The organism is Granulicella sibirica (assembly GCF_004115155.1).
In the GTDB taxonomy this organism is placed as follows: domain Bacteria; phylum Acidobacteriota; class Terriglobia; order Terriglobales; family Acidobacteriaceae; genus Edaphobacter; species Edaphobacter sibiricus.
In genome coordinates this window covers 620,039-638,452 of sequence record NZ_RDSM01000001.1, presented here as the reverse complement: position 1 = coordinate 638,452, position 18,414 = coordinate 620,039, and the positions used below count along the sequence as shown (strand labels likewise).

Below are 18,414 nucleotides of genomic sequence, written 5' to 3'. Positions count from 1 at the left end.
AGGATTCAACTCACATCCTCATTTCCAGCGCAGCGGGTTAGCCGTTGCAGGAGAAGGAAGTTTGCGCTTCAGGTTGTATTGCCTGCGACACTGACTCTTGCCCCGAAGTGTAGGACGATGTAGTCGTGGTGCGCGCCTCCATCGGAGCGCTATCCACATGGTGCCACGCTTGCCGGATCTCGAGGACGATCCGAATCTGGTCGTGCAGAATCTCGGGTGAGAGCTTGAACTGTGCCGCGAGCATCTGGCCGCGAACGTGGGTGTAGAAGCGGCGAATGTTGAGCGCCGTCTGTCCACCGTTATTCATGTCGAGCATGGCTTCGAGTTGCTGGAGAACTTTGAAGCCGTGAATCAGTTGCTCGCACCGACTGGCGATGTCGTTCTTTTCCATGGCCTCAGCGGCGCGCCGGAGATCGCCGATGAGGGTGTCGTGCAGTGCGATGACGAGGCCGACCACGGATGCCTGCTGGGTCGCGGCCCGCCGATATGTTAGGGATGCCGTGTTGTTTGTCATAGAGGTCACGAAGAGCTGTTGTCGCTATTTGGATTGAGAAGAGCATTGATCTGCTTGAGCTTCTGCGGAAGTTCCTGGATGGCGATGTCAGCCGCGTTGTACTTCGCCGTCAAGATGCTCTGCTGGGAGGTTACATAGAGCTCGAGAGTATCGATCTGGTTGCCGAGATCCGTGTATTCGCTGCTGATGCTCTTGAGATCGATGGTGAAGGCGCCCTGGGTAGAGTCCGTATAGGTGTTGAGGGTGTTCGTGACGGAAGCGGCGAATCCGTTGCTCGAGGCTCCCTGGAAGAAGCTTGCTACCGCGCTGCTGTTGCTTGAGACGGCACTGTTGAGGGTGTCTGTGTCGAGGCTGAGGGTTCCATCCTCGTTGGTGCTGATGCCGAGTTGCGAGAGGGAGGTGATGCTACCAGTTGTGCCCGTGAAATTCGTTGCCCCGAGAAGGGCGGACTGGAGAGCAAAGATCGTGCTGTCGCCTGACAACGTGCCCGCGGTGTTGGTGGACTTGTCATAGGCGAACTGCGAGTTTACATCCTTGATGAGAGTGTTGTAGGCGGTGACGAAGGAGCTGACCGCAGTGCTGATCGAGGAGGTATCGGGCGCGAGGTTGAGGCTGATTTCGCTGCCCGCGGAGGAGCTGAGAAGATTAAGGGTCACGCCGGAGATGGCTCCCGTGACGGTATTGGACGCGCTGCTAATGGGGACACCATCGACTGTGAGGGAGGCGTCGGCACCGGTGTTGGCGCGGGTGAAGCTGAGTCCGGTTGCGCCCGAGACGGAGACGTCGGCGGCAGATCCTGACTTTTGCGAGACGAGGGTGAGACGGGCGCCGCTGCTATCGGTGACGACGCTAGCGGTGACGCCGAGGGACTGGCTGTTGATGGAAGCGGCCAGAGAGGTGAGGGTGTCGCCGCTATTGATGGTGATTGGCGTTGTGGTGCCGTTGGCGGTGATGCTGAAGCTGCCGGCGGAGAGGGCTGTGGAACTCGACGTCTCGGCTGCGGAGTACCATGAGCCGGTGGTGGCCAGGCTGTTGACCACGATGATATGGCTGCCGGCTGCCGTGGAGTCGACTGCGCTGGCCGTCAGGACGCTGGTGTTGGAGCTTGTTGCCGAGGTGGAACTGAGCACACCGCCGGAGGTTTGCAGGTCGCTGAGGGAGTCGGAGAGCGACGATGCTTCGGACTGGATCTGCTCGATGGCCGCGGCCTGTGTGTTGAGCGTGGTTTGCTGGGCCTGCCAGCCACGTTCGGGAGCGCGATCGGCGTAGAGGATGGCATCGACCGCGTCGGTAACGTCGATTCCTGTGGAGCCCCCAAGAGCGGTGAGGACCGAAGTGAGTGTGCTACTGGTTGTGCTCATGGACGCCAGGCCTCTTACGTTTGCAAGTCAAGTATGAAAACAGGTAACGGGTGGTCAGGGTTGTTGCGAGGGTAAGTGTGCGGCTGCCGGAGTCATCGTCCGGCAGCCGCGCCGTAGTTTACTGCAGGAGCTTGAGGACGGTCTGCGCCTGCTGGTTGGCCTGCTGGAGAGCCGAGATACCGGTCTGCTGGAGGATGGAGTACTTCGTGTCGTTTGCGACGACGGTGCTGATGTCGGCGGAGGTGATGTTGCTGGAAGCGCTGACCAGGTTGGCCGACTCGTTGGTGTCAACGGTGGACGCGGCCTGGAGCTGCTCGACGGCGGCACCGAGTGTACCGCGCTCGGCGGAAACCTTCGAGACAGCGGCGCTGATGGCGGTGAGAGCAGCAGCGGCCGAGGAGGTGGTGGTGAGGTTCGAGGAGCTCAGCGAGAGGGTGCTGACGTCCGTCGCGGAGACCGAAGCGCCGATGCTGACGGTACCTGCGCTGGTGCCGTCGCTGGTGAAGGCCGAGACGGTCGAACCGAAGACCGCGGTGCCGTTGAAGTTGGTGGAGGAGTTGATGTTGCCGATCTGGGTGAGGAGCGCCTGGAACTCGTTGTCGATGGCGGTGGACTGCGCGGTGCTGAGGCCGGTGTTGGAGGCTTCGGTCGCGAGCGTCACGGAGCGGTTGAGGAGAGCGGTGACCTGAGCGAGAGCGCCGTCAGCGGTCTGGAGCGAGCCAATCGCGTTGGTCGCGTTGAGCGAGGACTGGTTGAGGGCGGCGACGTTGGCGTTCAAACCGTCGGAGATAGCGAGACCGGCGGCGTCATCCGAGCCCGAGTTGATGCGCGAACCAGAGGAGAGCTGCTGAAGGCTCTTGTTGGCCGCTGCGGTTGTGATCGAGAGTTGGTTCTCTGCCTGGAGAGCCGAGATGTTGTTGAGGATGCTGAGTGACATTGTGTTGCTCCTTGTTTGATTTTTTTCTGTTCCTAAACTGGTTGCGCCACTACCGAGCATCGCTCTTTTAGGGCAGGTCCTTCTTGGTGCAGACCTTCTATCGTCACTGCCTCTCTTTGTGTTCAACACCTGCTTGAAATTTCTTTGCAAACACAAAGCGCAGCGTTCGTCCCATGGAGACAAAGCTCATAGTGTGCGTGTGCACACGAAATGCCATTCTTCTCTCATGAAGTCCTCATAGGGACAGCGCATAGGGTGGATGCGGGTGCGTGAGTTGATGATGAGGGTTGTTTCCGGGGAATTGCGGGCTATATCTCTCGTGATCTTTGGCAGACGACGTGCATGGGTGTGAGGGACGAAACTCTCCTGTATCCATAAAGGAGATCAAGTGGTTTAGGACAGGACGATCATGATGGAAGCGAGACCAGCACTATGGTTGCTGTGACGGGATTGAACGGCATCATTTTCGCCATCAACAGCGATCTCATCGAGCATGTCGAGGCGACTCCAGACACCGTTATTACCCTGACAACAGGCAACAAGCTTGTTATCCGGGAAGGTCTCGAGGAACTCACTGCGAAGGTGATCGCCTTTCGGCATGCAGTGCAAACCGGGTTCTATCGTGAAACGGATCATACCGATGCCTAAACGACATATCGATAGAAGTACAGTGATGGGCGTGCTGCTCGCGGTGTTCGGCATCGTGGCTGGTCTGCTACTGGATGGCGGCAGCGTGAAGCAGATCATCCAACCGACAGCGGCGCTGATCGTGCTTGGCGGAACGCTCGGCGCGATTATGATCCAATTTCCGTTACATACTGTCCGCGAGGCAATGGGCGAGATGCGGCATGTGCTTGTCGATACGAAGCCTCTTTCGCCGGACTTTGTGGAAGAGCTTGTGGGCTGGTGCCTGACGGTTAGACGAAACGGCATGCTTGCGCTCGATCCGCATCTCAATGACATTAAGGACCCATTCCTGCGCAAGAGCCTCACCTTTGCAGTGGACGGAATCGCGGTGCGTGAGTTGCGCGAGATGATGGAGATCGACCTCACCATTCATGAGGAGCGAGAAGAGAGCGTGACCAAGGTGCTCGAGGCGGCCGGTGGATTCGCACCTACGCTTGGGATCATCGGCGCGGTGCTTGGGTTGATCCAGGTCATGCAACGCATGGATAACGTCGGCGAGATCGGCAAAGGGATCGCGGTTGCGTTCGTGTCTACCCTCTATGGGATCGGGGTCGCCAATCTCTTTTTCATTCCGCTTGCGGGCAAGCTGAAGATCAGGATGAGGGAGAGACAGGTGGTTCGCGAGATGACGCTGGACTCTGTCATTTCGATCGTGGAAGGCATCAGCTCTCGGGCATTGCGGCAGAGGCTGCAATCGTACCTTGTGGAGCAGAGGGCCGTAGTGGCGGCACAGGCTGCTCCGGAGATGGCGGTACCGTGAGGCGTGGGCGTGGGATGAGAACGCGGATTGAGGCAGAGGCGCACCAGCGTGATCGCTGGCTGGTCTCCTACGCCGACCTGGTGACGCTTTTGTTCGCGGTATTCGTTGTGCTGTTTGCATTCTCGTGGCACAGCAAGCAGAGGATGAGCACGGTATCGAATGCGATCCACACCGGCTTCGACGCGTTGAGTGCCGATCCTCCGGTGGTGAGTCCTCCAGCCAATAGCTCCAATGTCCTGTTGGATCCTGTGGACCCTACGGATGGGTCGATGGTCGGGACTCCGCCGCCGCACTACAACACCGCGGAACTCAGCAAGCAGCTTGAAGGCGTCCTTGGGGATTCGATCAGCAAGAAAGAGATCGTGATGCAGCAGACGCAGGATGGGTTGATTATCAGCCTGCGGGAGCTTGGCTTCTTCAATTCGGGTGCCTCGAACCTGTTGCCTGGTGCGGAGGAGAAGCTACAGGGAACGGCAAAGATTCTCATGGATCATGGGCTGGAGCTTCGGGTGGAAGGACATTCGGACGATCAGCCGATCCACAACGCGATGTTTCAATCGAACTGGGAGTTATCGACGGCGCGGGCGATGAGCGTGCTTCTCCTGCTTGTCGATCACGCAGGTTTCCCGCCGGAGAAGATATCGGTCGCGGGGTATGGGCCTTATCGTCCGGTGGCGGATAACAGCACGCCGGAAGGACGGCGCACGAATCGTCGCGTGGACCTCGTCGTGATCACACCGAAAGGCAAGGATGAAAAGGCGGAGTAAGTGCCGCTCCGTCTTGGCTATTTCGTCGCCGATTCCGCGCTGGCGAAGGATGCACCTTCAGATGGCTTTTGTGTCTGCTGAATGACTCGGTATCCCTCGCGGGTGCGGATGTGGTACTTCTGCTTATCCTTGCCGACGAGTTTCACGGTGATCTTGCGCCAGCCATGGTTCGCGTTGAACTGCGGATAGTAGCTGAGCGTGTAGAGGTGGGCGAGGTCGTCGCGGATCGACGCGAAGGCGTCTTTTTCGTCGCGCCAGTCTTTTGAGAAGTAGGCCTTGCCGCCAGTGGCTTTGCTCATGCGCTCGAAGACCGCAGTGGAGATCGGTTCGGCCTGCGCGGCGCGTGTACTGATCATGTAAATGATGGTTCCGGTCGACTGGGCGAGCTCGGCGATGTCCTCCGGTGGGACGAGGCTTGCATTATCTGGCCCGTTTGAGAAGACGACGATGGCCTTGCGTCCGGAGAGCGGGGCGGCGTCCTTCACCGTGAGCAGAAGGCTGTTGTAGAGGGCGGCGTTATCGCCGGCCACGGTGTAGCGGACGCCGTGGAGGATCTGTGAGCGATCTGGCGTGAGCGGGGTGACGCGTGAGAGATCGCGGCTGTAGGAGTAGAGGGCGAGCTTGCTCACGCTATCGAGGGAGCGGACGAAGTCAGCGATCGAATCCTGCGCGTAAACGAAGCCACGGTACATGTAGTTGCTGGTGTCGAAGAGAATGAAGACGTTGGCTCCGGGGATCTTCTGCTGCCGGTCGGCTACGTCCGGGAGCGTTGCGCCAGCGCCGGGCATCGTCGCGACGTCCTGTGAGGGAGCCTGCAGTGGGGCAGATGTCAGGATGCGACGTGTGGGTTCGTTGCCCTCTTCGAACGTCGCCATCTTCTCGGTGATGTTGTCTTCGACGATTTCGAAGTCTTCTGGCTTGAGGCCGGCGACATAGTTTCCGTGCGAGTCGGTGACCGCAATATTGAGCTGAACGAGGACGACCTGGACACGGAGTCTGGAGGCGTCTTCCTGGGCCGTGACCGTAACGCCTCCGAACAGAAGCGATAACGCGCAGAGAGAGATGCATTTGTTCCTGAACATAACGCTCCTATTGGGCGGGTACGATGTTTTCTGCCTGTTCGGTGGATGGCGTGCTGGTCTTGCGAAGGGAAGCGATCTTGCCCCGGCGGAGATCGTCGCCGGTCTCATGCATGGCGCGCACCATGGCGGGCCAATCCTCGAGGTCGGTCGCGAAGATCTTCGAGATCATGTGGCGGGTAAGCTCAGGAACGAGCCGGTTGAGCATGACGGGTGGATAACCCATCTCGTCAGCGAGGCGCGCCCAGTAGAGGTTGTTCGATTCGAGCGACTCGCCGAAGAGACGGCTAGTGTAGCCGCCGGAGTAGGGAAAGGGCTGGAGGTTGAGGAGATCGCGGGCGTTCGTGTGGGCGAGGGTTGGGTGGGCGACGCCGAAGTCGCGGGAGAGGTGCTCCCAGTTCGCTTCGGCCGGAGCGCGTTGGCAGAGGTCCTGAAGCTCCTTGCCTGCGGGGCCGGATGCGGCGGCTTCGCCGGGATACAGCTTGCGGTATTCGGCAGCGAGGTAGAAGGTGTCAGCGGGCATGAGGAGGGGAAGGAGCGAGGCTGTTTCCTTCTCGTGAGGAAGAGCCTGGGAGATACGCTCGAGGCGGCGGGGATCCATGCGCACGGAGAGGATGGAGGCCACGCGCGCGCGAAGTTGAGGGTCCTTCTCGGAGCCGCGAAGGAGCTCTTCGCCGGCGCGCTGGTAGAGCCCAACGGCGTGGAGTTCGTCGGGCGTGACGTTCCACCAGCGAGCGAAGGAGGCGTCAGCGAGCATGTCGGGGACGAGCTCCCGCCAGATGAGCGCCTGGACGTTTTCGGGCACGATGAAGTCAGCTTCAGCAGTGGCGAGGGAGTAGGGGAGGTCGGCGAGCGAGCCCATGAGATAGGCTCCTCCGCCGGCCGAGATCCCAGCGCCGAGAAGGACAGGCGGCTGCCAGATGAGATCGCTGCCGATGACGGAGATGCCTAAGAAATCGTGCGAGCGGACGAAGAGCGGGTTGATGTGAAGGATCTGCGCGCCGGGCGGCTCGTAGTAGGCGTAGTTGAGGCCGACCAGCGTATCGCGGAGGAACGGGGCGAGCTGGCCGCGAGCGGCTTCGAGTTGGGCACGGGTTCCAGGGGCTTTGATGACCTTGGTGAGGTCGGTCTGGACTTGAAGCTCGGCGTGATGGCTGGTGTAGACGGCGGGAGCCCAATTGATCTTTTCACTGTTGGTGAAGATCTGCCGGGGCATCTCGAACTCGCGCAACTCACCGGCGAGAGCGAGGAGGGCATCGGTCGATTTCGGAGAGCCCTTCTGCATCTCGGTGAGGCCATCGGAGAGGGCAAAGAGGGTGTCGAGGGAGACGAGGCGTTGATCTTCAAGCACGGAACGGATGCGTGAGGCGAGCTCGTCGTGCATCCGCTGGCCGTCGGGGCTGTTCTGGACGGGGCCGGCAAGGCGGTCGATGAGTTCGCTTGGCGGGCTGTTCGGCGGGGCGCCGGAGGCAACGAGAAGCTCTTTGACGGAGTCAGTTGTCGCGTCGAAGAGCTGAATGGGAGAGGCGATCTTCGCGAAGGGCTGGATGGTCTTCTGCCACGACGCGTTGAGGTCGGCCGTGGGGATCTGGCCCTGGCGGGCGAGGATTTCCCAGAGGCCGATGTTCGCCTGGAACGCCCCGAGAACATTGCTGTGGAGCGCCTGATTGGGCATCTTACTGATCGACGCGGCGACGTTGACGAAGTGGACGATGGACTCATCGTCGAGGGCAGGGAACTCGGAGAAAGTGAGGAGCCAATTGCTGAGCAGGGTGAAGTGGCTGGAGAGGAAGGTGACAGTCTGAGGTGAGAGCTGATGGCCGGGTGCGCGGCCGCGGTCGATCTCGCAGAGGGTCAGATAGAGCTGAAGGGGGCCGGTGTCGGTGCGAATGCGGGCGAAGGCCGTCATCTCTTCAAGGAGCTGCTCCGGTTGATCGAGGGAACGGCTGCGCTTGCTGTATTCGCGCACGATCTTGAGATTGGAATGCTGGCTCAGGATCTGACGCCAAGCCTCAAGGTTGCCGGGAACGTGGGGTTGGCCGTTCGCGTCCCAGGAGACGCGCGTGTCGAGGATGAGGAGATCGGAGCCGTGACGGAAGACTCCTATGGAGGCGTTGCCCTTGGTGTCGGCGGTGTGAAAATCCTCGTACAGGTGCTGGAGACGTGGGACGGCGGTGAGGTGCTCGCGCTCCTCGGGGCTGACGCGGGAGAGAACGTCGAAGTAGGCGGCGAGCCATCCGTTGTCCCTGGCGAGTAGCTTCATGGTGAAGTCTGAAGGGGAGTCAGGGCTCGCGCCGGCGAGGGACTTCCAGGCGGGTTCGGCGGTGGGTCCGCCGGGGACGAGGACGCGTCCGGAGCGGATGCTGATCTGGCTTCCGTAGAAATCGAGAGTGGGGTTGAACGGGAGGAGTTTTCGGAGGCTAAGGGAGGTCTGCAGAGCGTTGCGGGTTTCGACGTCCATCTTGCTAAAGGCCCAGTAGAGGCGGGCGATGGCTGGGTCATTGATGAGGATGTCAATCAGGTTGCTGTAACCCTGCCTCTGGCCCGCGCTGAGGCTGATCCAGTCACTCTCGTGGAAGAGCGCGGGAACGTGGGTGGACTGATAGGGGAGGACGAAGGGGGTTCCCTTCTGGAGAGCCTCTTCGAGGTCGGTGAGGGGAAAGTTAGAGTCGATCGTGAGGAAGGCGCGCTCGGGGTTCGCGGTTTCAAGCGAGGCGTGGTCGCCGCAACCGTTGCGCAGGCGATAGCCGAGGATCTGGATGAGAGTTCCGGCGTCGGCGCAGTTGGTGACGCGGATGGTGCTGGTCTGTCCGGCGAGAATCTGAAGCTCGCGCGCCTGGGCGACATAACGGTCAAGGAGGCGGAGGAACTCAGTCGGCTGGCCGTTTTGAAAGCCCTGGAGGTAGACGTTTCGGGTGAGCAACGGAAGGACTTCGGCGGGGGCGATCTTCTGGCTGATGCCGGCGAGGCGCAGAAACGAGGCGAGCGGGCCGGGGATGGTGACGTTGTCTGGTAGCGCGATGGGGGGGCTAGCATCCGCCCGGTCCGCAGGGGAGGACGGAGCGCCCCAGGCAGCCTGAGGCGCAAGCCCAAGGGAGAGGCCGAGAAGGATCCAGAGAGACGCAGCGAATCGAAGAAGGCGCAACTTCATTGCGGAATACCTCACAGAGTGCGCGAGCCACTGCGCTCGCCCATTGCACGGTTACCTTCACAACGTACTTACAGCCTTGAATCCTGCAGGCGCCGGATCGAAAAGAGGATGGGGAGACATCCCTCTGCTCGAAGTTCGTGAGAGTTCTCCCGAAGGAGTGACCGGCGCTTACTTAAGAGGACGCGAGAACTGTACTCCCGCCCGCGTGGATTTGCCAGAGAAGAAATGACTGCATGAGGCCGATTTCGATCCAATACGGCATTGCTGAAAACCTTCATAGCAGAATCAAGGAAGCGAGTTTCCTCGCTCGTGTCACGGAATTGTCACGGAATTGTTCTCCGTCGGTTGTATCGGGATGGCTTCACTCTCCTGCAAGAGCGGATATAGTTCCGTCATGAGGAAATGGTTCGCTTGCCTCGCCGGACTTCTGGCCATCGCGCTCATCACGCGTGCAAGTTGGGCTGACTCGTGCGATGCGCTCTCGAAGCAGGATTCGTCCGCCGCCTCAATTTCCGCAGCAAAGTCACCGGGCGGATCGTTCAAGGCAGATGACGGAGCGAAAGCGATCTCGGGGCTCTCTGCTTTTTGTCGCGTTGCGGTGACGCTGAGACCCACGTCCGACTCGGAGATTCATGCCGAGATATGGCTTCCTGTGTCGGGTTGGAACGGCAAGTTCATGGCCGTGGGGAGCGGCGGATGGGGTGGGTCGATTGCCTACGACGGGATGGCGGATGCGCTGCGGCGCGGATATGCCACGAGCGCGACCGATGACGGACACACGGGAGGAAGCGCCAGCTTTGTGGTTGGGCATCCGGAGAAGTTCGTCGACTTCGCCTACCGGGCGGAGCATGAGATGACGATGGAAGCGAAGAGGCTCATCAAGGCGTACTACGGCCGGGATGCGCGCTACTCGTATTGGAATGGATGCTCCGGTGGCGGGCGCGAGGGGCTATTGCAGGCTTATCGCTATCCGGAGGAGTTTGATGGGGTGATTGCGGGGGATCCGGCGAACGTTCGGCGTAACGCCTGGGCGCTTTGGCTGGCGAACGAGACGTTCAAGGATCCTGCGGGTTATATACCGCCGGAAAAGTATTCCATGATTCACCAGTTCGTTTTGAATACATGTGATCTAAAGGATGGGGTGAAGGACGGGCTGATCGAAGACCCGGAGAGGTGTCACGTGGACTTTAACGGGCTTACGTGCAAGGCCAGCGACGGGCCGGATTGCCTCACCACGCGGCAGGTGAAGACGGCGCAGACGATCGTGAGCCCGGCGATGGATGCGAAGGGCGCGGTCTACTTTCCCCGGCTTGAGCCCGGGACGGAGCTTCGCTGGGGACGGGTAGCTGGTGGGCCGGAGCCCGCGGAGTTGTTCTGGGACCAGTTCCGGTATGTCGTGTACCAGAACCCGAGTTGGGACTGGAAGAGCTTCGATCTTGAGCGCGATTCGATGAAAGCGAATGCAGTGGATAAGGATGTTGACGAACTCGACCCGAACCTCGGTGCTTTCGCGAAGCGCGGCGGAAAGCTGCTTCTGTATCACGGGTGGGCGGACCAGCAAGTGGCGCCTGGGTCGAGCACGGACTTTTATAAAGCCATGATTGAGGCTAGCGGAACGGGTGCTCGCACGTCCGACTGGGCTCGGCTCTTCATGGTGCCGGGAATGGCGCACTGCTCCGGTGGCGAGGGGCCGGATCGATTCGACAAGGTCGATGTGATGGAACGATGGGTGGAGAAGGGACAGGCTCCGGAGAAGATCGTTGCCTCGCATGCAACGGCAGGGAAGGTGGATCGTACGCGTCCGCTCTGCCCCTATCCGCAGTTGGCTCGCTACAGCGGCCAAGGGAGTATCGACGATGCGGCCAACTTCAGTTGCAAGGCTTCGCAGTGATGGACCGTGTGGCTACGACAGTTCGCAGCCACACGGTTCGCGAGCTAGATCGACAGGTTGAGGACGCGATTGAGGCGTTGAACGAAGGTGCCAGGATCCTTGAGCGGCACGCCTTCCATCAGCAAAGCCTGGTCGAAGAGCAGCCACGCGGCGTCCTGGGCGACGGAGTCGTCGGAACGGGCGAGGAGCTTCTTGACGATCTCGTGATCGGGGTTGATCTCGAGGGTGGGCTTTACCGCCGGGATGTCCTTCTGGCCCATGGCGCGGAGCATTTGCAGCATTTGCAGTGATGGCTCTTCTTCATCGGAGACGATGCAGGATGGGCTGTCGGCGAGGCGAACCGAAGCGCGAACATCTTTGACCTGGTCGCCGAGCGTTGCCTTCAGCTTATCGAGCAGAGGCTGTAGCTCCTTGGTCTTGTCGGCTGTCTGTTCGGCTTCGGCATCGTCCTTGAGGTCTTCGCTCGTGGAGGCCTTGTTGACCGCCTTGAGGTCGATTTCCTCATACTTATCGACGCCGGAGAAGACGATCTCGTCGATGTCGTCATCGAGGATTAGCACTTCGAGGTCCTTCTTCTTGTAGATCTCGAGCAGAGGCGAAGTTCGCAAAAGACCCTCGTTACCTCCGGTGATGTAGTAGATGCTCTTCTGCCCGTCCTTCATGCGCGACTTGACGTCAGCGAGGCTGGTGAGGCCTTCGACCTTGGTCGACTTGAAGCGGATGAGATCGAGGAGGGTTTCGCGGTTCGCGTAGTCGTTGTGCAGACCTTCCTTGAGGGGACGGTTGTACTCGGTGATGAACTCGAGATACTTCTCCGGCTGGTTCGTTGCGATGTTCTTCAGCTCGGTCAGGATCTTCTTGACGCTGGCGGTGCGGATTGTGGTGAGGATGCGGTTCTGCTGGAGAATTTCGCGGCTGACGTTCAGCGGAAGATCTTCGCTGTCGATGATGCCGCGGACGAAGCGGAGATACTGCGGCAGAAGCTCCTTGGCGTCGTCCATGATGAAGACGCGCTTGACGTAGAGCTTGACGCCAACCTTGTACTCGGCCTGATAGAGATCGAGCGGGGCTTTCGCGGGAATGTAGAAGAGCGTGGTGTATTCGAGGCTTCCCTCGGCCTTGGTGTGGAACCAGAAGAGCGGATCCTGCGACTCGCCTGTGATCGACTTATAGAGCTCCTTGTAGTCCTCGTCGGTAAGTTCGCTCTTGGAGCGACGCCAGAGTGCGCTGGCCGCGTTGACCTGCTCGGTGGTGCGAGTCTTCTCGGACTTCTTCTCCTCCGCGTTCCATTCGCTCTTGTCGTACGTGAGGAAGATGGGGAAGGCGATGTGGTTGGAGTACTTCTTGACGACCTCCTGCAAGCGCCAGCTATTGGCGTACACCTTGCCCTCTTCGTTGAAGTGAAGAAGGATCGTGGTGCCAGCGGTATCGCGCTCGGCGGGAGAGATGTCGAAGCCGGTCTTGCCGTCGCTGATCCAGCGCCAGGCCTTGTCTTCGCCAGCTTTGCGGGAGACGACTTCGATCTTGTCGGCGACCATGAAGGCGCTGTAGAAGCCGACGCCGAACTGGCCGATGAGGTTCGAGTCCTTCTTTGCATCTCCGGAGAGCTGGGAGAGGAAGTTCTTTGTTCCCGAGCGTGCGATGGTGCCGAGATGCGAGACGAGATCCTCTTCGTTCATGCCGATGCCGTTGTCGGCGAGGGTGAGGGTCTTGTTCTCCTCGTCGAGTTCGAGGTCGATCCGGGGGGTAAAGGGGAAGCTCTTGAAGGTTTCGTCGGTGAGGGTGAGATAGCGGAGTTTGTCGAGAGCGTCCGACGAGTTCGAGATGAGCTCGCGCAGGAAGATCTCAGGATGCGAGTAGAGGGAATGAATGATGAGCTGGAGGAGTTGGGAGACTTCAGTTTGAAATTCGCGCTTCGACATAGATCTCTATTATCGCCAAAAACAAAGAGAAAGCGAAGGTCCCCACGCATTCAATCCTGACGGCCAGGGGGTATTTACCGGGTTTTGATCGCTAGACCTTCAGGCTGATCATGGAGCAGACGTTCGACTGGAGTTCGTCGAAGCGGGCCACGGTGTTCTGGGCATACTCTCCGAAGCGGGCACTGGCGAGGAGCTCTGGGGAGACGAGAGCGGCTGGATCCTCGGTAGGGAAGGGTATCTTTTCGGTCACGTAGTCGGCCATCCTGTTGAGATGGCCAGCGAGGCGTTCGCGCATGGCGATGAGGCCTGGTTCTGTGAGGAAGTCGGCATCGGCTTCGCTGTGGAGAACGGCGAGCTGGTTCCAGAAGAGTGCTCCGGCGGTGATGGCTCCGCGGAGGATGAGTTCGCTGGAGTGCATCTGGAGGTCGCGGTCGGCACCGAAGTCGAACTCGACGGACTCGCTCATGGTGCGGAGGCCGGCGATGTTCTTGCCGACGCGGTCGCGGAGAGAGTCTGCCTTCCGAACAAGCTGGTCGTAGGGTTCGTCATTCTGAACGATGTTGAAGACGCTTGCACCGGCGCGCAGCACCGAGGCGAAGCCCTGGCGCATGACGACAACGGTGCGTACGGGCCATATCTGGTCGAAGACGAACCACATGACGGCGAGGGCAAGCATGATGCCGATGAGTCGATCACGCGCGGGGGCAAGCTCGGTGGGAGCGGTGAAGCCGTCGAAGGCTACCGAGTAGAAGGAAAAGGCGATCTGCAGGCCGATGTAGTTGAAGCGCGGGCCCTCGGCCGTCCACGCGGAGATAAACGCAATGAAGATGACCATGACGACGAGCGAGGTAATGGAGTCCATGTATGGAAAAAAAAGGGAGACGGCTCCGAGACCGAGGATGAGTCCGCCAATGATCGCTCCGAGCAGCCGGAAGACGAACTTCTGCTTGATGGCCCCGGTGCTGCTGAGGCCAGTGACCATGACGGTGGTGACGCAGGTGGAGATGCCGGGGTAGTCGAGGGCATGGTAGATGATGTAGCAAAGTGTGGCGCAGAGGCTGATCTTCAGGGCAAAGGCGACGGAGCTTGCGCTTCGCAGGGCTCCCGGAATGAAGAAGGGAACCTTGTTTGCGGGTAGGGCGACGAGTTCCTGCTTGCGAATGTCGCCGAGGTCGAGCGGCATGATGAGGATGGAGTGGAGGACGGCTTCGACGCGGTCGAGTAGCGTCGGATTGGTGTCGAGGTCGCGCTCGTCGAGTTCATCTGCCCGGGTGAAGTAGCCGGGCGCGAGATGGCTGCATTCGACGGCGATACGGGCGCAGCGGGCGCGGAAGGCGGGGTCGTCCTGGGTCTCGTTCTGGAGGCCGAAGGCGGCGGCAACGTCCATCAACTGCGCGAGCAACGTGATGCGCACGCGGAGCGCGATGGGGAGTACCCCGGTCTTGAGGTTGCGTTCGACGATCGTGTTGTACAGGGACATCATTCCGGACTGTCCAGCGACGGCGAGGCGGGATACCGCGGCCGCGGCGACTGCGCGCTGTTCCTTGGGAGCGCCCTGGGCATAGAGATTGAACATGTTTTCGAGCGCCTTGTAACGGATGAGGCGCTGCTGCTGCAGCTTGTCGGCAGGATTGCGGTCTCCGAAGATGTACTCGACCCCGACCGCGCAGCCGAGCGAGATAGAGAAGGTGCCAAGGAGGTAGAGCGAGGTCTTGGTCAGGCGGTCGGCGGTGGCATGGTTCTCCCAGAGACCGATAACGGTGCAGAAGATGAGGCCGAACGCGGAGCCCAGCGCGGGGGCGCTGCTGGCGGCGACGAGCATCGCTCCGAGGAAGGTGCAGAGCGCGACGCTCAGGATGCGCGCCATGGGGTCATTGTCGGTGAGGATGACAACGGCGAACTCGATGATGACCGCGAGGGCTACGACCGCGAAAGAGAAGGACGCCGAGCGCAGGGATACGGCGGGGCTGTCGCGTCCGACGAGAAAGATGAAGTAGAGGCCGATCGAGATGAACGGCATCTGCAGCGTTTCCAGCAGGATAAGTGCAATGACGGAGGCGAGGACGACCCGCAGCGCGCCGTTCATGCGGCCGGGGGTGGGCTGCAGGTCCTGGAGGAGACGGTCGAACCAGGATGGACTTGGCGGGGCCGGCACGGCTATCTCACAACCGTGACGGCGGTGGCCCCGATGCGGAAGAGATCGAGGTCAGGATTCTCTACTCGGATGCGGACAGGGAAGCGGCTCGAGAGATGGACCCAGTTGAGGGTACGGTCGATGTTCGGGAGGCCGTCGGAGACCTTGCCGTCCTCGGGGAAGACGCCGAAGCCGACGCTCTCGACGAGGCCGCTGAAGCGCCGCTCGGGATGGCCCATGAGGTACAGGTCGACATGCGAGCCAATGTGGATGTGGCGGAGCTTGGCTTCGCGGTAGTTGGCGATGACATACCAAGTGCGGGTGTCGATCAAGGTGAACATAGCGGCGCCGGGATGGGCATAGGCACCTTCGGAGATGTTCAGATTGGTGACGTAGGCATCGAAGGGCGCCACGACCTTGCAGCGTTCCAGGTCGAGTTGCGCGCTCAGGACCTTGGCGGCTTTTGCGGGGCGCTCGGACATCAACGTATCGACAGTGTCGATGGTGTGGATGGCCTGTCCGAACTTGGCTTCGGACTCCGCAGCCGCTGCACCGGCGGCTTCGTGGCGAAGAATGGCCTCGTCGAGCTGCGCCTTCGCTTCGAGAAGAGCTGCCTCGGATTCGTCGTAGGTTCCCTGGGCGACGCGGACGGTGGTGTTGGCCTGGTCGATCTGTTCGACGGTGACATACTGCTTCTTCAGCAGGGGTTCGATGCGGTGGAGATTGTTGGTCTGGAGTGTGAGGTTGGCCTTGGCGGCATCGGCCGCCGCCTGGGCGCGAACGACCGTCGCCTTGGCGAGGTCGATGCTGCTGGATGCTGTCTTGATGCCCGTGGTGGAGGTGTGGACGTTGGCCTTGGCGGCTTGGGCGGCGCTGCTCTGGGCGGCGATCTTGCGTTTGGCGTCGATGATCTGCTGCTCGAGCGCTTCCTGATCAGAGAGGGCCTGTTGGAGGGCGTATTCATAGGGGCGCGGATCGATCGCGAAGAGCAAGCCACCCTTCTTGACGAACGCGTTGTCTTTGACGGGAAGTTCCGTGAGCTTGCCGCTGACTTCCGGGGCGATTTCGATGAAGTTGGCGCGGACGCTGGCGTCGTCGGTGCGTGGATGCTCCTGGGTCTGGATGACGACGAGCGCGAGGAAAAGGATCGCAGCTGAGACGGCCACGATCGCGATGATCCTGCCGGTACGTTTGCGTTTTAGATCTTCAGGCGTTGGTTCAGGGGTTGCCATGGGATGTTCCTTATCGAAATCAGCGAAAGAAAATCAGCCAGAGCAGGCTGGTGAAGAGGACGACGACGCTTGGGTAGAAGAGCGCGACGGGACCGACCTCGGTGTCGAGGCGAAGGCGGACAAGAACGGTGTGGACCATGAAGGTGAGCACGACGGCAATGGCGAGGCACACCATCCATACGGGGAAGAAGGAGCCGATGATGCTGACATTGGGCGCGTTCCTTGCACAGCCTGTGCAGAGCAGGCAGCACGCCGCGAGTAGTGCTGGTTGACGCCGCGTCTTCATGGCTTCTGACCATCCTCTTGCTTCAAAGTACCGTCCTTTGGCTTTACTGTATCGAGGGATTGCAGCTTCGCTGCGGGCGGCAGGCTACGCAGGAGATTTCCGGTGACGAATTCGAGGTCGACGGCTTCGAGCAGGAGGCGCGAGCGGGCCGTGACGCCGGACAGCCGCGCCTGTGCCAACTGGCGCTCGGCGGTGACGACATCGACGAGGTTCTTCACTCCATATTGATAGGCCTCGAGTGAGGCGGAGTACGAACTGTTGGCGGAGTCAAGAAGGGCGATCGAGGCATCGTGCTGGCGCTGTGCGGTGTGGAAGGCGATGTAGGCGGTCCAGACCTCGCGGACGGCCTTGTCTTTCGTTTCCCTCAGGCTGTCCTTGGCTTCGCGCTCCCTGGATTTGGCGATCAGGAGGTTGTTCTTGCGGGCGCCGCCATCGAAGACGCGCCACTCGATCCCAAGGGCTCCCGACCAGACGACGGCGCTGGCATTCCCGAGCTGACCGTAGTCCGTGCTGGGGAAGATGGAGAGGTATCCGGCAGAGCCGGAGAGCTCGATCTTTGGGCGATAGGCGGCTTTGGCGTTGCGGACGGCGTCTTCGGCGGCGCGGATGTCAGCGACCTCGGCGGCGAGGTCGGGGCGATCCTTGATGGCTCGGTCGATCAACTCTTCGATCGAGAGCGAGAGGCTTGCGGGCAGGGGCGAGTCTTTCTGCGCGTCGATGGTGATGAAAGGTGATGGCTCGGCACCGACGACTTCTGAGAGCTGCACGCGGGCGATCTTCTCGTCACCGTCGGCCGATTCCATGTCGAACACGGCCTGGGCAGTCTCGGCGCGGGCGTTCAAGACGTCGGGCATGGTGGAACGGCCGTTGGCGAGCTGGTTTTCGGCGGCGTCCTGGGTGGTTTGCGCGGTCTTGAGAGTGTCTTTGGTGGCGACGAGGCGTTCCTGCGCGGTGAGCAGCTTGTAGTAGTTGCTGGCGACGGAGAAGGCGACCTGCTGGTTGGCGGCGATGAAGTTGGCCCCGGCGGCAAGCTTTTCGGCACGGGCGGAGTCGACCCTGGCGGCGCGTCCTCCGAAGTCGAAGAGGAGATAGTTCAGGGTGACTTCGGGCTCGGTGAGCGGGATCTCGGCGAGGGTGTACCCGCGGGGAGCGAGCGGTTTGGGGAACGGGCTGATGGTGCGCTGGTCAGCAAAGGTGGCGGCGGCTGCAAGGAGGGGATAGTACTCGCTCTTCTCGAGGCCGAGGCGTTCGGCGCTCTGCCGGGCGCGTTCCCAGACGATGCGGGTGCGTGGGTTGTTGCGCTCGGCGAGGTCGATGAGTTCGGCGAGGCTGTAGGTGTGGTTGGGATCGATCTTGGCGATAGTGTCGGCGGGGATGGCGCGGGCGGCGCAGTCTGCGACGGAAGCCGGCGTCGAGGCCACACCGTCGCATTGGGCTTGTGCGCTTCGCGCGGGGCATAGAGAGACGGCGGCTAGAAGAAGCGTGACGCTGAGCCTAGGTCCCGGGTGGAGGAGCATGAAGCCTTTCAGGTGAGGGTAAGCGTACGGTTGCGGACGCCGGAGGTACGCAAACAATGCCCGCAGCGCAGTGTCCCTCTGTCTCTCCCAAGGACGGCGGCCAGTGCGTGCTTTGCGTCGAAGATCCTTCATAAAGGACGTGGCATACGGATGAAACATCTTTCCCGCCCTTGGGC

Annotated in this window: 14 protein-coding genes; 4 read left to right on the top strand and 10 right to left on the bottom strand. The window is 60.8% G+C overall.

Features of this window, described 5'->3' with window-relative positions; all coding sequences use genetic code 11:
• Positions 1-37: 37 nt before the first annotated feature.
• The 3 genes from GRAN_RS02585 to GRAN_RS02575 form a co-directional block, all read right to left on the bottom strand.
• A complete protein-coding gene (locus tag GRAN_RS02585; RefSeq protein WP_128911441.1) occupies positions 38-514 on the bottom strand; it encodes a flagellar export chaperone FliS in 477 nt (158 codons plus the stop codon).
• 5 nt (positions 515-519) lie between these two features.
• A complete protein-coding gene (gene fliD / locus GRAN_RS02580; protein ID WP_128911440.1) occupies positions 520-1,875 on the bottom strand; it encodes a flagellar filament capping protein FliD in 1,356 nt (451 codons plus the stop codon).
• A gap of 118 nt (positions 1,876-1,993) precedes the next feature.
• Positions 1,994-2,812: a flagellin gene (locus GRAN_RS02575; RefSeq protein WP_128911439.1), complete on the bottom strand. Its 819-nt coding sequence runs from the start codon at positions 2,810-2,812 to the stop codon at positions 1,994-1,996.
• A gap of 432 nt (positions 2,813-3,244) precedes the next feature.
• Between GRAN_RS02575 and GRAN_RS02570 the strand changes: the two genes are divergently transcribed.
• The 3 genes from GRAN_RS02570 to GRAN_RS02560 are packed head-to-tail and all read left to right on the top strand — an operon-like array spanning position 3,245 to position 5,026.
• Positions 3,245-3,460 (top strand): flagellar FlbD family protein, encoded by a 216-nt coding sequence (locus GRAN_RS02570; protein ID WP_128911438.1) that lies wholly within the window; start codon positions 3,245-3,247, stop codon positions 3,458-3,460.
• Positions 3,453-4,259, top strand: coding sequence for a flagellar motor protein (locus GRAN_RS02565; protein ID WP_128911437.1), 807 nt, complete (start codon positions 3,453-3,455; stop codon positions 4,257-4,259). Before GRAN_RS02570 ends, GRAN_RS02565 begins: the two co-directional genes overlap by 8 nt.
• A gap of 14 nt (positions 4,260-4,273) precedes the next feature.
• Positions 4,274-5,026 (top strand): OmpA/MotB family protein, encoded by a 753-nt coding sequence (locus tag GRAN_RS02560; RefSeq protein ID WP_128911436.1) that lies wholly within the window; start codon positions 4,274-4,276, stop codon positions 5,024-5,026.
• A 17-nt stretch (positions 5,027-5,043) separates the two neighbouring features.
• On the opposite strand, the gene GRAN_RS02555 is transcribed toward GRAN_RS02560, so the two are convergent.
• Together GRAN_RS02555 and GRAN_RS02550 are read right to left on the bottom strand one after the other, a co-directional pair.
• Entirely contained in the window at positions 5,044-6,108 is a 1,065-nt protein-coding gene (locus GRAN_RS02555) for a VWA domain-containing protein (protein ID WP_128911435.1), read from the bottom strand.
• A gap of 7 nt (positions 6,109-6,115) precedes the next feature.
• Positions 6,116-9,256, bottom strand: coding sequence for a hypothetical protein (locus GRAN_RS02550; RefSeq protein ID WP_241654298.1), 3,141 nt, complete (start codon positions 9,254-9,256; stop codon positions 6,116-6,118).
• A gap of 394 nt (positions 9,257-9,650) precedes the next feature.
• Between GRAN_RS02550 and GRAN_RS02545 the strand changes: the two genes are divergently transcribed.
• Positions 9,651-11,147 carry a tannase/feruloyl esterase family alpha/beta hydrolase gene (locus GRAN_RS02545; RefSeq protein WP_128911434.1) on the top strand — a complete coding sequence of 499 codons (1,497 nt, stop codon included), beginning with the start codon at positions 9,651-9,653 and terminating at the stop codon, positions 11,145-11,147.
• 44 nt (positions 11,148-11,191) lie between these two features.
• Here GRAN_RS02545 and htpG read toward each other — a convergent pair whose 3' ends face one another.
• From htpG to GRAN_RS02520, 5 genes are all read right to left on the bottom strand, one after another.
• Complete coding sequence (htpG, locus tag GRAN_RS02540; protein ID WP_128911433.1) at positions 11,192-13,069, bottom strand: molecular chaperone HtpG; 1,878 nt, start codon at positions 13,067-13,069, stop codon at positions 11,192-11,194.
• A 91-nt stretch (positions 13,070-13,160) separates the two neighbouring features.
• On the bottom strand, positions 13,161-15,224 hold the full coding sequence (locus GRAN_RS02535; protein WP_241654297.1) for an FUSC family protein: 2,064 nt from the start codon (positions 15,222-15,224) through the stop codon (positions 13,161-13,163).
• Between the two features lie 2 nt (positions 15,225-15,226).
• On the bottom strand, positions 15,227-16,435 hold the full coding sequence (locus GRAN_RS02530; RefSeq protein ID WP_128911432.1) for an efflux RND transporter periplasmic adaptor subunit: 1,209 nt from the start codon (positions 16,433-16,435) through the stop codon (positions 15,227-15,229).
• A gap of 19 nt (positions 16,436-16,454) precedes the next feature.
• Complete coding sequence (locus GRAN_RS02525) at positions 16,455-16,721, bottom strand: YtcA family lipoprotein (protein ID WP_128911431.1); 267 nt, start codon at positions 16,719-16,721, stop codon at positions 16,455-16,457.
• Positions 16,718-18,238, bottom strand: coding sequence for a TolC family protein (locus GRAN_RS02520; protein WP_128911430.1), 1,521 nt, complete (start codon positions 18,236-18,238; stop codon positions 16,718-16,720). The genes GRAN_RS02525 and GRAN_RS02520 overlap by 4 nt, the downstream gene beginning before the upstream one ends.
• Positions 18,239-18,414 lie beyond the last annotated feature (176 nt).